Consider the following 18,027-nt stretch of genomic DNA (forward strand, 5'->3'; position numbering starts at 1 on the left):
GGCCGGGGGCGACGCCGAGGCCCCGCCCCCGGCCCGGCGCCGCCCCGCCCCCCGGCCCGGAGCGGAGCGGAACGCCTCGGCCCGGAGCGGAACGCCTCGGGCACGGGCCCCGACCGTGACGGCTGACCCCGTGCCCCGCACCGGGCTGCCCGCCCCGCCGGCCCCGGTGAATGGCCCACTCAGGCGGCCGCCGATTGGCCCAACCGACCGGGCCGCCTCCTGCCTACGGTGGGACACCTGGAACCACGAGCGCGGTACGACCCCCGAGGAACCCCCATGCAAGCCATCACCGTCCAGGACCGCGAAGCCGGCGTCAGCGGGCTCACCCTCACCGAGCTGCCCCCTCCGCACGCGGCGGAGAACGACGTCGTCGTGCGCGTCCACGCCGCCGGATTCACCCCGGGCGAGCTGTCCTGGCCGGGCACCTGGACCGACCGGGCGGGCCGGGACCGTACCCCCAGCGTGCCCGGCCATGAGCTGTCCGGCGTGGTCACCGAGCTGGGCTACGGCACCACCGGCCTGAGTGTCGGGCAACGGGTCTTCGGACCGACCGACTGGACCCGTGACGGCTCCCTCGCCGAGTACACCGCCGTCGAGGCCCGCAATCTCGCCCCGCTCCCCGCCGACATCGACCATGTCACGGCCGCCGCGCTGCCCATCTCCGGCCTCACCGCCTGGCAGGCCCTGTTCGACCACGCCCGCCTCACCACCGGCCAGACGGTGCTGATCCACGGCGCCGGGGGCGGTGTCGGCTCGCTCGCCGCCCAGCTCGCCCGCGAGGCCGGCGCCCAGGTGATCGGCACCGGTCGCGCCGCCGACCGCGACACCGTACGGGCCCTGGGCGTGGACACCTTCGTGGACCTCGCGGCCGAGCGGCTGGAGGACATCGGTCAGGTGGACGTCGTGTTCGACGTCATCGGCGGCGAGATCCTCGACCGCTCCACCGCGCTGGTCCGCCCCGGCGGCACCCTGGTCACCATCGCCCACCCGGTCACCGTCCACCCCGAGGACGGACGGGCCGTGTTCTTCGTCGTCGAACCCGACCGGGCCCGGCTCGCCGACCTCGCCACCCGGCTGCGCGACGGACGGCTCAAGCCCATCGTCGGAGCGGTCCGCCCGCTCGCCGACGCCCGCGCCGCCTTCGCCCCGGACCGGCGCACCCCCGGCAAGACGATCATCCGCGTCGCCGAGGAGATCCATCAGAAGGCCCTTCCCGACGGCCGGTGAGTATCTCGGCACTGGCCTTCCTCGCCCTCGCCGTGACCACCGTCGTCTTCCTGCTCTGGTACGGGGCTGTCGAACGCCTCGGACCCAGCCGCGCGGCGCTGTGCAACGGACTTGTGCCGTTCGCCGCCCTGCTCGCCCTGTTCCTGACCTGCGCGGGCACCGCGACCTCGCGGCAACTCGCGGGCGCTGCCCTGGTGTTGCCCGGGGTGGTCGTCGGTCTGCGGCCGGGGGAGCGGGCCGGGGCCGCCGGGTGAGCGCGGGGCCGGGTCATGCGGGGCGCGGCCGGGAGACCTCTCGGAAGTCGTGCTTGCGGATCTTTCCGTGGATCCCCTTCACCCCGTCGACGACCTGGGAGACCGCGAAGTCGCCCGCCGCGCTGAGGTAGGCCATCGCGAGATGGCGGTCGATGCCGTAGTCGGTCACCAGCAGGTCCAGCGCGCAGCGCACACAGTCGCGCATCGCCCGGTCCAGATCCTCGTCAAGGCCGATCGGCACCAGGTACTCGTCCGTCTCGGCGAACGGGGCGATACGGCCGTGGCCGGGCCGCAGCGCCGCACCGCCGGGCACCACCTCCACCCGCACGGTGGCCCGCAACGACGCCTCGAACGCGGTCAGAGCCACCTCCCCGTCGCCCTGCGCGAAGTGAGGATCGCCGAAGTAGACCAGCGCGTCGTCCACCTGCACGGGGAGGAACAGCGTGGCGCCCGTGCCGAGCAGGGAGACATCGATATTGCCGCCGTGCCGCCCGGGTGGCACCGAGTGGGGCCGCTCGGCACCGGGCACGGCCACGCCCATGACCCCGAGGAACGGCCGCAGCGGGAAGCGCAGGGCGCCCCGGGAGGCGTCCGCCGGGTCCACGGCCATCCGGCCCCACGCCCCATGTCCGTCCGCGTGCGCGGTCGCGAAGGTGACCACCGGGCCGGGCAGCGACGGCAGTTCACCGGGGAGCGCGCCGAAGCCGTGCCGGGCGGAGACCATGCCGTACGGAACCCTCGGCGCGAGGTCGAGGACGGTCACGGCGAGCAGATCCCCGGGCCGGGCGCCGGTCACTGCGATCGGGCCGGTCACCAGGTGCGGTCCGTCGTCGTCGAAGTCGTGCGGCATGCCGGAGTCCGCGATCTGCTGGGCGTCGTCGAGGACATCGCCGCCGCCGACGCCGTAACGGGCGAAGAACGCGCGAGGGTCGCGGCCCTGGTCCTCCAGGACGCCCTCGTGGCTGACCGTGTCGACGGTGACGACGGAGCCGGGCCGGACGACCGCGACGGGTGCGTCCGCCGCGCACGGGAGGCGGCCCCACAGGACGTTTCCGGGCGTGGCCGGGACATAGGTCGGCGCCGCGATCGGCCCGTGGGCGGGCTGGAGGACCGGGAAGCCGGTCGCGGCGACATCGAGCACGGGCGAGTCGAGCGTGGTCATGGCCCACCTTTCGTGGAAGGGATGGGCCGACGCTAGGAACGACTCGTTGCCGTGGTGTTTCGCGGGGAGGGCCGCGCCGTAACGGCGTCTTGTATGTCGACATGGCATCTCGCGATGAGGTGCCATGCGGGCATGCGGGCACGCGGGAGTGAGGGCATGTGGGCATGCGGGCCCGGGAGTTCGCGTGCGAGGGGACCGGCGCGGCACATGCCGAAGCCGCCGCGCGGGTCCGGCGGCTCGGCTGTGACGCCGTGTCGGACCCGTGCGGCGGACGGCCGGTCAGGGGCTCAGGGGGTCAGGTGTTCAGAGGTCGAGCACGAGGCGGTCGCCCCGGCAGCGGCCGACGCAGATCATCATCGTGCGCCCGGCCTCGCGTTCCTCCTCGTTGAGCACGGAGTCCCGGTGTTCCGGGGTCCCGGCGAGCACCCGGGTCTCGCAGGCGCCGCAGTACCCCTTCTCGCAGTCGTAGGACAGGCCGTCGACGGCGTCGCGCAGGACCTCGATGAGACGGCGGTCGGCCGGCACGTCGAGGGTGGCTCCGGTGCGCGCGAGCTGGACCGTGAAAGGCCGGTTCGCCTCGGCGGCGAACGCCGTCTCCAGCTCGTCCCCGGCGGCGAAACGCTCCAGGTGCAGCCGGTCGGCCAGGTCCAGACGGGCGCACTCGCGCTCGACGGCCGCCAGCATCGGCGCCGGACCGCACGCGTAGACCGCCGTGTCCGCCGCCAGCCCGCCCAGCAGCCGGGGGAGGTCCGGCAACCCGGCCTCGTCCTGCGGGAGCAGGGTGAGCGCGTCGCCGGCGACGGCGGCCAGCTCGTCCGCGAACGCCATCGTGGAGCGGGTGCGTCCCCCGTACACGACGGTGAAGGGCGTGCCCTGTGCGGCGGCCTCGCGGACCCCGGCGAGGATCGGGGTGACCCCGATGCCGCCGGCCAGGAACAGATAGGACGGGGCCGGGACGAGCGGGAAGTGATTGCGCGGCCCGCGGACGGTGAACGTGGCTCCCGGGCGGGCGAGGTCGTGCAGCTCGACCGAGCCGCCCCGCCCCCCGGGCTCCCGCAGGACGCCGATCCGCCAGGTCGTGGGGTCGGCGGGGTCCCCGCACAGCGAGTACTGCCGCAGCCGGCCCGAGGGCAGCCGCAGTTCGATGTGCGCGCCGGGCCGCCAGTCGGGGAGGTCACCCCCGTCGGGCAGGCCGAGGTCGACGGCGACGACATCCTGGGCCGCCGCGCGTACGGCCGTCACCCGCAGCGGGGTGGGCGTGGTCAGCGCGCGGACCCGCTGGACGGCCGCCCCGTCCGCGCGGGACGCGGGCGCGAAGAGCGCGGGGATCGCGTCCCAGCCCGACTGATTGCCGCGTGTGTCGTAGGGGACGAGCCCTTCCTCGATGACCCGGTAGTCGGGCAGCCGGGTCAGGATCTGCGTCATCATCGCGCGGAACATGGCCCGCGCGAGATGTGCCCCGGCGCACCGGTGCGAGCCGATCCCGAAGCTGAGGTGCCGGGTGGTGTCACGGTCCAGGCGCACCTCCTCGGGGTCGGGGAACACGGCGGGATCGTGGTTGGCGGCGACCCAGGGGATCAGCACCCGGTCGCCCGCCCGCATCGGACAGCCGCCGACCTCGACGTCCTGCGTGACGGTCCGCGCCATCGACTGCGACGGGGCGAACGCGCGCAGGAATTCCTCCGTCGCGGTGTCGAGCAGGTCGGGGGACTCGACGAGCCGCCGCCGCTGCTCGGGGTGGCGCGCGAGATGCACGAGCGTCGATCCGGTCAGCGAGGTGGTGGTGTCGACGCCGCCCGCGATGAGCAGGCCGATCACCGACACCAGTTCGTCGTCGCCGAACGCTTCACCGTCGGGGCGACTCCCGGCCACCAGCGCGCTGATCGCGTCGGCGCGGGGCGCGCTGCGGCGTTCGGTGATCAGCTCCCGGATGCGCTGATCCATGTAGGCCAGTCCGGCGGCCCCGCGCGCGGCGCGGTCGCTGCCGGCCGGCGCGGCGAAGATGTCGTGGATCGGCCCGGCCAGCTTCGCCCAGTCCTCCTCGGGGAAACCGAGCCAGTCCAGGGTGACCGCGGCGGGCAGCGGGTTGGTGAGGTCGCGGACGAAATCGCAGGAGCCCAGCTCGATGAAGTCGTCCACGATCCGGGCGGCGTGCCGCTCGATCATGGGCACCAGGCGCTCGATCGCCTCCGGGGTGAGTAGCGGGTTGATCAGCTGCCGGTACTCGGTCGCCCGGGGTGGGTCCAGCTCGATCGGATACTGTTCGAGCCCCGGTCCCTTGGGGATGACGATCCCGACGCCCTCACCGCCGTGGCCACTGCGGGCCGAGGAGAACGTCTCGTCGTCACGGGCGATACGGGCCACGTCCGCGTAACGCGTCGTGTAGTGGAAGCCGCCGTGGGCGCCGGAGCGGCCCACCGGACAGGACGCGCGAAAGCGCGCGTAGTAGGCGACCGGATCGGCGTTGGCGTCGTCGGAGTGATGATCGAAATCGGCGGGGTGACCGGGGTCGGCCCCGTGGCCGGGGTCGGCGTGGTGACCGAGGCCGGTCCGGTGTCCGGGGTCGGTCTGGTGACCGAGGCCGGTCCGGCGATCGAGGTCGGTCTGGTGGTCGGGGTCGGCGCGATGGCCGAGGTCGGCGGGATGGCCGAAGGCGGAGTCGATGTCGGCGGACATGGTGGGCACGCTCCACGTGCTGGGAATTCCGCGCGGTGTTGTCCGGCCGCGCCACCGGAGCCTGCTGCCTCATCGGCGCAGGTCAGCCTAGGGTGTCGTCGCTCCCAAGGCAATATCCTGGTACGACGCCCAGGACCGTCGGCCCGGTACGACGCCCGGGACCGTCAGAAGGTCAGCACGGCCTTGCCGACCGCGCCCGAGCGGACCGCGGCCACAGCCTCGTCGATCTGCTCGAAGGGGAAGTACGTGATCATCTTCTCGACCGGGAACCGGCCCTCGGCGTTGAGTTCGAGCAGTTGCGGCAGGAACAGCTGCGGCACACTCGACCCGGCGATGATGCCCGTGACCGAGCGTCCGTTGAGGATGCTGCGCCACTCGAAACTCATCGACTCGCTCGCCCCGACGCCGATGACCCCGGCCCGCCCGAGCGGCCCGAGCGCCTCCACCGCGGTGCGCAGCACGTCTTCGCGGCCGGTCGTGTCGATCACGAAGTCGAACCCCTCGGGGACGATCGCGGCCAGCCGGTCGGCGGTGTCCCCCTTCGAGGAGTCGACGGTGTGGGTGGCTCCGAAGCCGCGCGCCGCCTCCAGCTTGGCCGGGTTGACATCGACGGCGGCGACGACCTTGCAGCCGCTCAGCGCGGCGGCTATGACGGCGGCCACCCCGACCGCCCCCGCCCCGAAGACCGCGAGGGACGCGCCGGGACGCGGCTGGAGCACATGGAACACCCCGCCCGCCCCGGTCTGGAAGCCGCAGCCGAAGGGCCCGGCCCGCAGCAGGTCGAGCGACGGATCGATTCGTACGACCGCCCGCTCCGACGCGACCACATGGCTCGCGAACGACGACTGGCCCAGGAAGTGGGCGTTGACCTCCTGCCCCTGGTACGACACCGCGGTGGAACCGTCGGGCCGGCGGCCGGAGAAGTTCACCGCGTCGAATTCGCGGCAGTAGGCGGGCGAGCCGGTACGGCACAGCGCACAGGTGCCGCACGACGCGAAGGACATGGCGACATGGTCGCCCGGACGGACGGACGTGACCTGGGAGCCGACCTTCTCCACCACGCCCGACCCCTCATGGCCGAGCAGCGCGGGGGTGGGGAAGAAGGTGGCGAACTCAAGATCGGTGCCGCAGATACCGACGGCGGCGACCCGGACGAGCACCTCGTCCGGGCGGGGCTCGTCCAGGTCCACCTCGGTCAGGACGAAGGGTTGTCCGGCCTGCTTCAGCAGAGCGGCGGTGGCACGCACAGGGCCTCCTCGATACCTCTTGTTGCCTCACAAAGTGAGACCGCATCTTGACATGTGCAACAAAGGCGGTCAAGGTTCCCCCCATGGTGGCTGTTGACTTTCCTTCTTCTCTGCACTTCATCGACGGTGAGTGGGTCGCGGCCCACGACGGTGGCACGCTGGACGTCCTCGATCCCGCCACCCACCAGGTGATCACCCAGGTGGCCCGGGCGGGCACGGCCGACGTCGACGACGCGGTCGTCGCGGCCCGCCGCGCCTTCCCCGGCTGGGCGGCGACCAACCCGAGCGAACGCGGGGCGCTGATCCACCGCTGGGCGGACCTGATCATCGCCGAGGTCGAGGCACTCGCGGCCGTGGAGGCCCAGGACGTGGGCAAGCCCCTGTCCGGGGGCCGCACGAACATCTACATCACACACGGCATCATCGACTACTTCGCGGGCGCCGCCGACAAGCTCACCGGCGTCACCCTGCCCACCCGCAGCCCCGACTACCTGGGCTACACGGTCCCCGAACCGTACGGCGTGTGCGCCGTCGTCCTCCCGTGGAACGTCCCGTCGGTGCTCACCGCCGCGAACCTCGCGCCGGCGCTGGCCGCGGGCAACACGGTCGTCCTCAAGCCGTCCGAGATCGCCCCGCTGGCCCCGTTCGCCCTCGCCGAACTCGCCCGCCGGGCCGGTTTCCCGCCGGGCGTGATCAATGTCGTCGCGGGCCTCGGACCCGAGGCGGGCGTCGCCCTCACCTCGCATCCCGGCGTCGACCACATCAGCTTCGTCGGCTCCACCGGCACCGGCCGGGCGATCATGGCCAACGCCGCGCGGAACCTCGTACCGGTGAAGCTGGAACTGGGCGGCAAGTCGCCGAACGTGCTCTTCGCCGACGCCGCGCTCGACACGGCGATCCCGGCGATCGTCGCCTCCATCACCGAGAACGCCGGGCAGAACTGCTACGCCGGGTCCCGGCTGCTGGTGGAGTCCTCCGTGCACGACGAGGTCGTGGAGCGGATCGCCGCCGCCATGGCCGACATCAAGACCGGACCCTGGGAAGCCGACCTCGACATGGGCCCGCTGGTCAGCGCGGCACAGTTCGACCGGGTCAGCGGCTTCCTCGCGGACGCGCCGCGCGAGGGGGCACGGCTGGTCACCGGGGGCACCCCCGGCGACGGGTGGTTCGTCCGGCCGACCGTGTACGACCGGGTGGACGCGGGCATGCGCGTCGCCCGCGAGGAGGTCTTCGGCCCGGTTCTCGCCGTCCAGTCCTTCCGCGACACCGCCGAGGCCACCGCGCTGATGAACGCGACCGACTTCGGCCTGCTGGCCTGCATCTGGACCAACGACATCTCGCGTGCGCTGCGGCTCGCCAAGGACGTCCGCTCCGGGCAGGTGGCGGTCAACCAGTTCCATGACGCGGGAGTCATCGGCTTCCCCTTCAACATGCAGAAGGACAGCGGCTTCAGCCGGGGCGGGGGATACGCGGCCCTGCGCGAGTACACCCAGGAAAAGGGTGTGGCGATCCGGCTGCTGGCCGGCTGAGGCCGCACACCATGGCCATCCCCGCCGAAGCGTGCACCGGTCCGGCCCGCGAGGGACCCGGGCCGGACCCCCGGCCCGCCCAGCTGGAACGGGAACTGACCGAGGCCGTGCTCGCCGGCGCCGCCCGCTCGGACGTGCTCAGCGCGCTGCGCCGGGCCACCGGACGGCATGTGCGGCTGCTGTCCGCCGAAGGTGTGCCGCTGGCGACCACCGACGGCGGCGACGGCGTCACGGCCGCGGTCGCGGACGCGGTGCTCGCCGGGGCGGCCCCACCCGTGGTCGACACGCTCGACGGACTGCGGGCCGGTGCGCTGCCCGCGCGGGCCGGGACGACGGTGGCCGGTGTGCTGCTGACCGTCGGTCCCGCCGACCCGCGCGTCCAGGCGCTGGCCGGCGCCGCCGTCACCGCGCTGCTCATCGACGCCGTGCGCGGCGGCGACGCCCCGTCCGAGGCCCCGGCACGGCACACCCCGGCCGATGTCGTCGCCGCGCTGCGGTCCGGCACGGTCAGCCCCTCGGTGCGCGCCGCGGCCGAGGCCCTCGGCATCGATCTGCGCCGGCCGCCCGCCGGTGCCGTACTGCACTACAGCGGCTCCCGGCTGCGCGCCTGGTCCACGGCGCTGGCCTGGCTGGAACACCCGGCACAGCAGGAGGGGCGTACGGCGTGGACGGTCGTGCCGGACCCCGGTGTGCTCACCCGGCTCCAGAACCGGCTGCGGCTCATGACCGGCGACGAGTCCGCCGGCCATGTCGTCGCGGCGAGCGGCTCCCGTCCCGAGTCACCCGACGGCCTGGCCCGGTCCTTCACCGAGGCACAGCGGCTGCTCGGCCTGGCCCGCGCCCAGCGCGTCCCGCTGCTCACCTTCGAGCGCTGCGGAGTCGTCCAGGTACTGCTGCCGCTGCCACGCGCCCGCCTTGAGTCGTACGCCGAGACCCACCTCGGGCCGGTCCGGCAGCGCCCGGAGCTGATGGCGACCCTGCGGGCCTGGCTGGCCGAGCGGGGCAGCCGGCAGAGCGTGTCCGAACAGCTCCATCTGCACCGCAACTCGGTGGGATACCGGGTCCGCCAGATCAAGAACCTCCTGGGCACCGACCCCCTGCTCCCCGCCGCCTCGGCCGAACTCCACCTGGCGCTCACCGCGCTGGACCTGCTGGCGGCCGACGACGCCCAGCGGGAACCCGGCGACGACGAGCCGGTACCGGCCCATCGCTGAGCCGATGCCTGCCGCTCACCGTCCGGTGCGAGCTGTCTGGGGTCTGCCGTCGGTTGTCCGGTGTCCGGGGCTGGGTGTCTGTCGTCTGGGGTTCGGCGTGGGTTGTGTGCCGTCCGGGGTGTGCTGTCTGGTGTCCGGGGCCGGGTGTCTGTCGTCTGGGGTCCGGTGTGGGTTGTGTGCCGTCCGGGGTCTGTCGTCCGGCGTCCGGGGCCGGGTGCCTGCCGTCCAGGGTCCGGCGTCGGCTGCGCGCCGTCCGGGGTCCGGCGTCCCGCGTCTGCCGTTCCGCGTCCGGCGTCTGCCGTTCGGGCCATGCCGCCTGCCGGCTGCCGTCCGGCATCGCACGCTGCCCCGTGCCCGCTGTCTGCCGCCCCTGTCCGCCGTGCGGTGCCTGCCGCCCGGCGGCGGCGCCACCACCCGCTGCCACCCCTGCCAACCGCCCATCGCCCCCGGCCCGCACGGCTGCCTCGGGCACGACGGGTTCTGGTCTCCCGGGACCGACGGCCATGGCGTCCCACGCCCGTCCCACGCCCGCAGCCTCTGGCGTCCTGGACGCGACGGCCATGGCGTCCGGACCCGAGGGTTCTCGCCTCGGGCCGGGCGGCTCCGGCGCCGGACCCGCCCCGGCGACCGGGACCCGCCCGCCCAGCTCCCCCCAGGGCACCCCGCCCCCGATCACTCCTCCCACGCGCCCGGACGCCAGGTGCCTGACCGTCGTACGCCCTTCGCGGGGCCGCCGCACACGCGCGGAGGCGGCCCCCGCGCCCGCTCCGAACCCCTTCACGGCCTGGGCCGTCACCGCCACGAGCAGGCGAAACGACCACGAAACCAAGATGTAGCGCAGGGGCGTTGACAGCACCGGTCGGCGGAGGCAGAGTACCTCGCAATACGTTCCACCGCCTCGCAATGCGAGATGAGATCGGTGAGGAGGCTAGGCGTGCGAGCCATGGTGCAGACCGATTTCGGGGGGCCCACCGCCGTGTCGTTGCAGGACGTCCCGGAGCCGATGTGCGGCCCGCGCGACGTCGTCGTCAAGGTCGCCTACTGCGGACTGAACCGCCTCGACCTGCTACAGCTCAAGGGGCCGGGACTGATTCCCGGTTTCCGTCTTCCCCATGTGCCCGGCATGGACTTCGCCGGAACGGTGGTGGCGACCGGTTCCGCGGTCGCCTCCGTCGTCCCCGGTGACCGGGTCATCGCCGACCCCACCCAGGGCTGCGGCGGCTGCCCGCGCTGCGCGGTGGGCGACCGCTCCTACTGTGTCCGGCCCCGGGTGCTGGGCGGCAACGCCCCCGGCGCGCTGGCCGAGTACGTCCTGGCGTCCGCCGAGTCGGTCGTCCAGGTCCCCGAGGCGCTGCCGCTCGACGCGGCCGTCACCCTGCCCACCGCCTTCTCGGCGGCCTGGCACGCGGTGCACACCGTCGGACGGCTCGCCGCCGGGGAGACCCTCGTCGTGCACGCCGGTGCCAGCGCCGTCAGCCTGGCCGCCATCGCGCTGGCCAAGCGGGCCGGCGCCTCGGTCGTCGCCTTCGCCGGCAGCGAGGCCAAGCGGGACGCGGCCCGTGCGGCGGGCGCCGACCTGGTGCTGCCCAACGGGGAGCCCGACGCCGCGAAGACGGTGTCGCTCTTCACCGACGGCGCCGGCGCGGACCTGGTCGTGGACCACGTCGGCCCGGACACCTGGCGCACCTCACTGGACTGCCTCGGCATCCGCGGACGGCTCGTCCTGACCGGCAACACCAGCGGCGACCAGGTGTCGTTCTCCCTCCAGGAGGTCTTCCACCGCGGCCTGAAACTGCTCGGCACGGGCGGCTACAGCTCCGCCGACTTCGTCGCCGCCATGTCGGCCTGCTTCGCCGACGGCCTGCGCCTGCCCACCGCCGCCCGGTTCCCGCTCTTGGACCTGGCCGGTGCCTGGGACGTGCTGGCCGCCCGCCAGACCATCGGAAAGGTGGTGATCGAGCCATGACCGATCTGCTGATCGTGGGCGGCGACGTCGTCACCATGGACCCCGCGCGACGGGTCCTGACCGGTACGACGATCGCCGTGTCCGGGGACGCCATCGCCGCCCTCGGCACCGCCGACGACCTGCGCGCCCGCTTCCCCGGCGCACGGGAGATCGACGCGTCGGGCTGTGTCGTCGTCCCCGGCCTCATCAACGCCCACCAGCACACGACCATCGACCCCCTGGTACGCGGGATGATCCCCGACGACGTCGGCGCACAGGAGTCGATCTTCGACTGGATCGTCCCGCTGCACACCCACGGCGACGGCGACGACGACGAACTGTCGGCGACCCTCACCGCCGTCGAATCCCTCTCCCGGGGCGTCACCACGGTGCTGGAGCCCGGCACGGTGGCCTACCCGGAACGGGTCGTCGCGGGACTGAGCGCGGCGGGCATCCGCGCCCGGGTCGGCGGCTGGGGCTGGGACGCGAAGGACGTGCCCTTCAGCGCTCCCGCCGACGAGGTGCTCGCCCGGCAGGCCGACATCGTCCGGTCCCTGCCGAGCACCGGCCCCGTCACCGGGTGGGTCACCCTCGTGGGCCACGACCTCGCCAGCGACGAACTCTTCACCGGGGCCGCCGACCTGGCCGAACGGCTCGACACCCCACTGACCTGGCACATCTCGCCCGGACCCGCCGACGCCGAGGCATACGACCGGCGCTGCGGACGCAGGCCCCTGGTCCACTTCCGCGAGCTGGGAGTGCTCGGGCCGCGTCTGCTGCTGGGCCACGCCGTGTGGCTCGACGACGCCGAGGTCGACATCGTCCTCGACACCCGTACCGCCGTCGCCGCCTGCCCGGGGGCCTATATGAGGCTCGCCCAGGGGTACACCCGCGGCTCCCGCCACGCCGAACTGGTGCGGCGTGGCGCCCGGGTGGCACTGGGCTGCGACGCCCACAACGCCGGAGACGCCCCCGATGTCTTCCTGGCCGCCTACCTCCTCACCGCGCTGGAACGCGACCGGGACCTGCCCGACCCGATCCGCGCCGAGCAGGCGTTCGCCCTCGCCACGATCGACGGCGCCCACGCGATCGGCCTCGGCGACCGGATCGGCTCGCTGGAGGTGGGCAAGGCCGCCGACATCGTCGTACTAGACGGCCGTGACCCCGCCTGGACACCCCGGGGCGACCTCGCCCGCCAGCTCGTCTGGGGCCATGTCTCGCGCACGGTACGGGACGTACTGGTCGACGGCCGGGTCGTCCTGCGGGACCGCCGGCCGACCGGCGTCGACCCCGAGGCGCTGGCCGCGGCCGCCGCCGAGCGCTCCACCGCCCTGCTGCGGCGGGCCGGCATCACCCCCCGCCCGACCTGGCCCCCGGAGCCGGCGGCACCCCGGTGAACACCCCGGCCCGCCGGAGCCGAAGAACCCCGCAGCGCACACCCGCGCACACCCCGGCGACCTCGCGGCCACGACCCCACCAGGGTCCCGGCGGCCCGGCGGACGCACCCACCGGCGGTTCCTGGCCGCAGGCGGAAAAGGCCCTCTTACACAGCCGGCCCGTCCCCCGGTACGAACCCGACCGGACGGTCCCCGCGAACTCCCCTCGGGCGTACGGCCCGCCGACCGATCGACCCCTTCGACCGATCGACCTCATCGACGTCACCCCCGCCGCTCCCCGCCGGAGCGGCGCCACTCAGCGAATGGACCACGCACATGACTGCCAAGAGCACTCTCCGCTCTCCTCGGGCCGCTGTGGGCCTCGCGCTCGCCGGAGCCCTCACGCTCGCCGGGTGCGCCAGCAATGACGCGACCGCCCCCAAGGACGCGAGCCCCGCGGCCAACGGAAGCGACTCGGGCCAGCAGCAGCCCGATGTCAACGGCGACGGCAAGGTCGTCATCGGGGTGCTCAGCCCCGGTGACATCAACGACAAGGGCTACTACCAGAGCTTCGTGGACTCCGCCGACGCCTACGCCTCGGAGCAGGGCTGGACGGTCATCAAGCGCGGCAGCGTGCCCATCGGCGACGCCCTCGGCGCCGCCCGCGCGCTGTGTCAGCAGGGCGTCGACCTGGTCGCGCTCGGCGCGAGCGAGCTGAAGACCGCCATCCCCGCCTCCGAGGAGGCGGTGTGCGCCAAGACCGCCTGGTACGTGCCCACGGGCGCCAACCTCGACCAGACCCCCAAGGTCCTGCTGTCCGAGGACGACCCCAACCAGTCCATGCTCGTCGCCGGATACGCCGCCGGCCTGAAGATGAAGGCGTCCGGCGACACCAAGGCCGGCTTCATCACCGGCGCCAAGGCCGACTTCAGCGTCGCCGCCGCCACCGCCTTCCAGGCCGGCATCCGCGAGGTCGTCCCCACCGCCGAGGTGACCAGCACCTACACCGGTGACTTCAATGACTCGGCCAAGGCCAAGGAAGCCACCCAGGCCCAGATCAGCCAGGGCATCAAGGTCATCTACCCCTACCTCGGCGGCGCCACCGACGCCTCGGCGCGACTGGCCAACGAGAACGACGTCGTCACCCTGACCCCGGGCACCGACCGCTGCGCCTCCACCAGCCCCGCCTTCGACATCTCCGTCATCTTCAGCCCGGGTGACTACTTCCGCGCCGCGCTGGAGGAGTTCGCCAAGAACAACCTGAAGATGGGCACCAAGCGGGTGTGGCAGCTGGGCGTCGACCCCTACCCGACGGTCAAGATCTGCAAGCCCGCCGGTGACGAGGAGCAGCAGCTCGCCGACTTCATGGCGAAGATCGGCAGCAAGGAGATCGACCCGAAGGCCGAGGTCGAGCGCCTCGGCTGACCCGCCGACCCCGACGAGGAAGACCAGCGATGACACCGACAGCCTCTGCGGTTCCGATTCTTGAGCTGCGCGGCATCACCAAGTCCTACGGAGCGGTCACGGCCTGCGACGCCGTGGACCTCCGGGTCGACGCCGGCGAGATCCATGGACTCCTGGGCGAGAACGGGGCCGGCAAGTCCAGCCTCATGAAGGTCCTGCTCGGCCTGGTCCGGCGCGACACCGGCCGCGTCCTGGTACGCGGCGAGGAGGTCGCGCTGGACAGCCCGCAGGAAGCGGCCGAACTCGGCATCGGCATGGTGCACCAGCACTTCAGCCTCATCAACGGGCTGACCGTGTGGGAGAACGTGGCCCTCGGCGACACCGGCAAGGTCAACCGGGCGGCCATCCACGCGGACATCGCCGAGGTCTGCGCCCGCTACGGCCTGCCGATCGACCCCGACGCCCGCGTCGACACCCTGTCGGCGGGCGAACGCCAGCGGGTCGAGGTGGTCAAGTGTCTGCGGCGCAACCCGCAGATCCTGATCCTGGACGAGCCCACCTCGGTGCTGACCCAGGCCGAGTCGCAGGAACTGTTCGCCATGCTCGGCCGGGTGGTGCGCGAGGAAGGGCGCGCGGTCATCCTCATCAGCCACAAGCTCGCCGAGATCGCCCAGGCCACCCACAAGGTCACCGTCCTGCGCAAGGGCAAGGTCGCCTTCCGGGCGGTCACCGCCGACACCACCCCGCAACTGCTCGCCCGTCAGATGGTGGGCCGCGAGGTGTCACTGGGCGAGGAGGCCGCCGCCCTCGGACTGGTGCCCCAGCAGCACGCCGACGCCGACCCCGCCGACGACGACACCGCCTCCGGCGAGGAGGCCCGGATCGCCCTGCACCTCGCCGGGATCACCGTCGAACAAGGCGGCGTCAAGCTGCTCGACTCCGTCGACCTGACGGTGGGCGCCGGCGAGATCGTCGCCCTGTACGGCGTCGAGGGCAACGGTCAGGCCATGCTCGGGGACGTCCTCGCCGGACTCGTCGTACCGGGCGCCGGCACCGTCGAGGTCACCGGGAACACGGTGGACCTGAGCCGGCCCGGCGCGCTGTCCAGGGCCGGGCTCGGCATCGTGCCCGAGGACCGGCACCAGAGCGGCGTCGTGCTCGACATGAGTGTCGCCGAGAACCTCACCATGAAGTCGCTCGGCAAGGTCAGCGGCCGGTTCCTGCTGCGGCGGCGGGCGATGCTCGCCGAGGCCCGCCGGCTCGCCGACGAGTTCAACATCGTCACCCCCTCGCTCGACGCGCCCGTGCGCAGCCTCTCCGGCGGCAACCAGCAGCGGGTCGTCCTCGCCCGGGAACTGTCCGGCGACACCAGTGTCCTGGTGGCCGCACAGCCCACCCACGGGCTGGACGTCGGCGCCATCGAGGACATGTACGCCCGGCTGCGCAAGGCGTCCGCGGAAGGCGTCGGAGTGCTGCTCATCTCCACCGAATTCGAGGAAGTCATGGCCCTTGCAACCCGGATCGCGGTGATCTCCGCCGGGCGGATCACCGGCGCGCTCCCCGTCGCCGAGGCGACCCCCGAACGGCTCGGCATGCTGGTCGGCGGTGAGGCCGCATGAGGTCCGCCGCCCTGCGGGGTCCGGACGACTTCGCCCGGCTCTTCCTCGCCCGGCTGCGACCCGGCCGCGACGGCTGGATCACCACGGGCCTGACCGTCCTGCTCGTCGCCGTCGCCCTGGGCGCCTCCGCGCTGCTGCTCACCCTGACCGGCGCCTCGCCCAGCGCCTCCGCGGACGCGATCTGGACCGGCAGCCTCGCCAACACCGCCGGCTGGACGACGACGCTGCTCAACGCGGCGCCGCTGCTGCTGGTGGCGCTCGGCGCGTGTATCTGCGCGGCCTCCGGCACCTTCAACATCGGCCAGGAGGGGCAGGTCCTCATCGGCGGCCTGGTCGGCGCCTTTGTCGGGCTCCGGCTGGCCCTGCCCGGCCCGACGCTGGTCATCGTGGTGATGCTCGCCGCGGCGGTCGGCGGTGGGCTGTGGGCCGCGCTGAGCGCGCTCATGCACCGCTTCCGCGGGGTCAACGTCGTGGTGAGCACCCTGCTGATGTCGTTCCTCGCCATCCAGCTCGTCACCTTCACCGTCAGCAATCCATGGCTGCTCCAGGAGACCCCGCAGGGCTCCTCCGGCATCGCCGACACCCAGTCCAACCCGCTGCCGTCGAACGCGCTGCTCGCGCACTTCGGGGAGTACCCGTCGCTCCAGCTGAACGCGGGCGTGTTCATCGCGCTGATCGCCGCCATCGGCGTCGTCGTCGCGCTGAGCCGCAGCCGGTGGGGCTTCAAGGTGCGCATGCTCGGACTGAATCCGCGCACCGCCAAGCACGCCGGGGTGCGGGTGGCCGCGCTCGGCGGCTTCACCCTGGCCCTGTCGGGCGCCTTCGCGGGCCTGGCGGGCGGGCTGCTGCTGGCCAGCCCGGTCAGCACCAACCGGCTCCAGGCCGGGCTCTCCGACAATGTCGGCTGGGACGGCCTGCTCGTCGCGCTGGTCGCCCGCAACCGCCCCCTGGTCGCGATCCCGGTGGCCTTCGTGTTCGCCATGCTGCGGGCGGGCGGCGACTTCCTGTCCGCCACCGGTGTGCCGTCCTACCTGGTCGACATCGTCAAGGCGCTGCTGGTCCTCGCGTTCGTCGTGCCGCCCGTGCTCATCGACCTCTACCGCAAGCGCCGCGGCGCTCAGCCGTCGGCCGCGCCCGCCGCGCCCGCCGTCCCGAAGAAGATGGAGGCGGCAGCGTGAGTGTTCTGGACAGCACCGAGACGATCCTTGCCAGCGGTATCCGGCTGACCGTGCCCCTGGCGTTCGCCGCCTGCGGCGAGTATCTGGCCGAGCGGGCCGGGGCGATGAACATCTCCGTCGAGGCGATGATGCTCGGCGCCGCGTTCACCTCGGTCGCCACCGCCAGCGCGACCGGCAGTGCCACCATCGGCCTGCTGGCCGGTGTCCTGACCGGCCTGGTGCTCGGCTTCGTGCACGGCAACCTCTCCCACCGGGCGTACATCAACACCTTCGTCGTCGGCCTCGCGCTCAACGCGCTCGTGCTGGGACTGACGAGTTACCTGATCACCACCGAGCAGTTCGCCTCGCACCAGGTGAGCGTGCTGTCGATCCCTGTGCTGCGGGACATCCCACTGATCGGTGAGGCCCTGTTCTCCGGACGATGGCCCGTCTATCTGCTGATCCTGCTGGTGCCGCTCACCTGGTGGCTGGTGGAGCGCAGCCGCTGGGGCCTGGAACTGCGCGCGGTCGGGGAGAACCCGCAGGCCGCCGATGTCACCGGGATCAAGGTCAATGTGCGGCGCCGGCAGGCCCTGCTGTGGTGCGGCGCGCTGGCCGGACTCGGCGGCGCCTATCTCGCGGTCGGCGAGGTCGGGTCGTTCAACCAGAACATGACCGCCGGGCGTGGATACATCGTCATCGCCGCGGTCATCTTCGGGGCATGGCGGCTCGGCCGCACCCTGCTGGGCTGTCTGGTGTTCGGCCTGTCCGACGCGATGCGCCTCGCACTGCCGGCGCTCGGGGTCACCCTCAACGCCCAACTGCTCGTCGCGGCCCCGTACCTGCTCGCCCTGCTGGCGATGGTCCTCTTCACCGCCAAACAACGAGAACCCGCCGCCCTGGGCCGCCCCTTCGAACGGGGGTCGACCTGACGGGGGCAACTTCACCGGGTTCGCCCCGCCCCGGGCCCGCCCCGCCCCGCCCCGGGCGCGACTCCGCCACGGGCCGCCCTTGCGGGGGTGGCCCGGTCGGGGTTGGTCTGCCGGGGTGGCTTCGCATGGGCGTCCTGACTTGGGGGTGGTTTCGCCACGGGGCGTCCTTGCGGGGGCGGCCCGACCGCGGTCGGTTTGCCAGGGGTGACTTCACCCGGGCTGCTCCGACTCGGGCGTGGTTTCGCGGTAGGTCGTCCGTGCGGGGCGGCCCGAGTGCGGTTGGTC

At 73.1% G+C, this 18,027-nt stretch carries 13 protein-coding genes; 10 read left to right on the top strand and 3 right to left on the bottom strand.

Annotation, left to right across the window (positions count from 1 at the left end; genetic code table 11):
- Positions 1–276: 276 nt before the first annotated feature.
- Positions 277–1,227 (top strand): NADP-dependent oxidoreductase, encoded by a 951-nt coding sequence (locus ACFRFC_RS23940; protein WP_382692412.1) that lies wholly within the window; start codon positions 277–279, stop codon positions 1,225–1,227.
- Entirely contained in the window at positions 1,224–1,481 is a 258-nt protein-coding gene (locus tag ACFRFC_RS23945; protein WP_382692411.1) for an EamA family transporter, read from the top strand. The genes ACFRFC_RS23940 and ACFRFC_RS23945 overlap by 4 nt, the downstream gene beginning before the upstream one ends.
- A gap of 13 nt (positions 1,482–1,494) precedes the next feature.
- Here the strand turns inward: ACFRFC_RS23945 and ACFRFC_RS23950 are convergent, their stop codons facing one another.
- The 3 genes from ACFRFC_RS23950 to ACFRFC_RS23960 all read right to left on the bottom strand — a co-directional run bounded on the left by ACFRFC_RS23950 (position 1,495) and on the right by ACFRFC_RS23960 (position 6,566).
- The gene (locus ACFRFC_RS23950; RefSeq protein ID WP_382692410.1) at positions 1,495–2,643 is read right to left on the bottom strand and encodes an acetamidase/formamidase family protein; all 1,149 of its coding nucleotides are present in this window, start codon (positions 2,641–2,643) and stop codon (positions 1,495–1,497) included.
- 303 nt (positions 2,644–2,946) lie between these two features.
- Positions 2,947–5,319: a cytochrome P450 gene (locus ACFRFC_RS23955; RefSeq protein WP_382692409.1), complete on the bottom strand. Its 2,373-nt coding sequence runs from the start codon at positions 5,317–5,319 to the stop codon at positions 2,947–2,949.
- A 164-nt stretch (positions 5,320–5,483) separates the two neighbouring features.
- Entirely contained in the window at positions 5,484–6,566 is a 1,083-nt protein-coding gene (locus tag ACFRFC_RS23960; protein WP_382692408.1) for an NAD(P)-dependent alcohol dehydrogenase, read from the bottom strand.
- A gap of 83 nt (positions 6,567–6,649) precedes the next feature.
- On the opposite strand from ACFRFC_RS23960, the gene ACFRFC_RS23965 reads away from it, so the two are divergent.
- The 8 genes from ACFRFC_RS23965 (at position 6,650) to ACFRFC_RS24000 (ending at position 17,742) form a co-directional block, all read left to right on the top strand.
- Positions 6,650–8,095 (top strand): aldehyde dehydrogenase family protein, encoded by a 1,446-nt coding sequence (locus ACFRFC_RS23965; RefSeq protein ID WP_382692407.1) that lies wholly within the window; start codon positions 6,650–6,652, stop codon positions 8,093–8,095.
- 11 nt (positions 8,096–8,106) lie between these two features.
- Positions 8,107–9,309 carry a PucR family transcriptional regulator gene (locus ACFRFC_RS23970; RefSeq protein WP_382692406.1) on the top strand — a complete coding sequence of 401 codons (1,203 nt, stop codon included), beginning with the start codon at positions 8,107–8,109 and terminating at the stop codon, positions 9,307–9,309.
- Positions 9,310–10,252: 943 nt separating this feature from the next.
- Positions 10,253–11,275, top strand: a complete 1,023-nt coding sequence (locus tag ACFRFC_RS23975; RefSeq protein ID WP_382692415.1) for a zinc-binding dehydrogenase — start codon at positions 10,253–10,255, stop codon at positions 11,273–11,275.
- Positions 11,272–12,651 (top strand): amidohydrolase family protein, encoded by a 1,380-nt coding sequence (locus ACFRFC_RS23980; protein WP_382692405.1) that lies wholly within the window; start codon positions 11,272–11,274, stop codon positions 12,649–12,651. Before ACFRFC_RS23975 ends, ACFRFC_RS23980 begins: the two co-directional genes overlap by 4 nt.
- Positions 12,652–12,966: 315 nt before the next feature.
- On the top strand, positions 12,967–14,055 hold the full coding sequence (locus tag ACFRFC_RS23985) for a BMP family ABC transporter substrate-binding protein (RefSeq protein WP_382692404.1): 1,089 nt from the start codon (positions 12,967–12,969) through the stop codon (positions 14,053–14,055).
- A 29-nt stretch (positions 14,056–14,084) separates the two neighbouring features.
- Positions 14,085–15,653 carry an ABC transporter ATP-binding protein gene (locus ACFRFC_RS23990; RefSeq protein ID WP_382692403.1) on the top strand — a complete coding sequence of 523 codons (1,569 nt, stop codon included), beginning with the start codon at positions 14,085–14,087 and terminating at the stop codon, positions 15,651–15,653.
- The gene (locus tag ACFRFC_RS23995) at positions 15,650–16,831 is read left to right on the top strand and encodes an ABC transporter permease (RefSeq protein WP_382692402.1); all 1,182 of its coding nucleotides are present in this window, start codon (positions 15,650–15,652) and stop codon (positions 16,829–16,831) included. Before ACFRFC_RS23990 ends, ACFRFC_RS23995 begins: the two co-directional genes overlap by 4 nt.
- Complete coding sequence (locus tag ACFRFC_RS24000; RefSeq protein WP_382692401.1) at positions 16,828–17,742, top strand: ABC transporter permease; 915 nt, start codon at positions 16,828–16,830, stop codon at positions 17,740–17,742. The genes ACFRFC_RS23995 and ACFRFC_RS24000 overlap by 4 nt, the downstream gene beginning before the upstream one ends.
- Positions 17,743–18,027: the final 285 nt, after the last annotated feature.

Source organism: Streptomyces sp. NPDC056734, from assembly GCF_042790455.1.
In the GTDB taxonomy this organism is placed as follows: domain Bacteria; phylum Actinomycetota; class Actinomycetes; order Streptomycetales; family Streptomycetaceae; genus Streptomyces.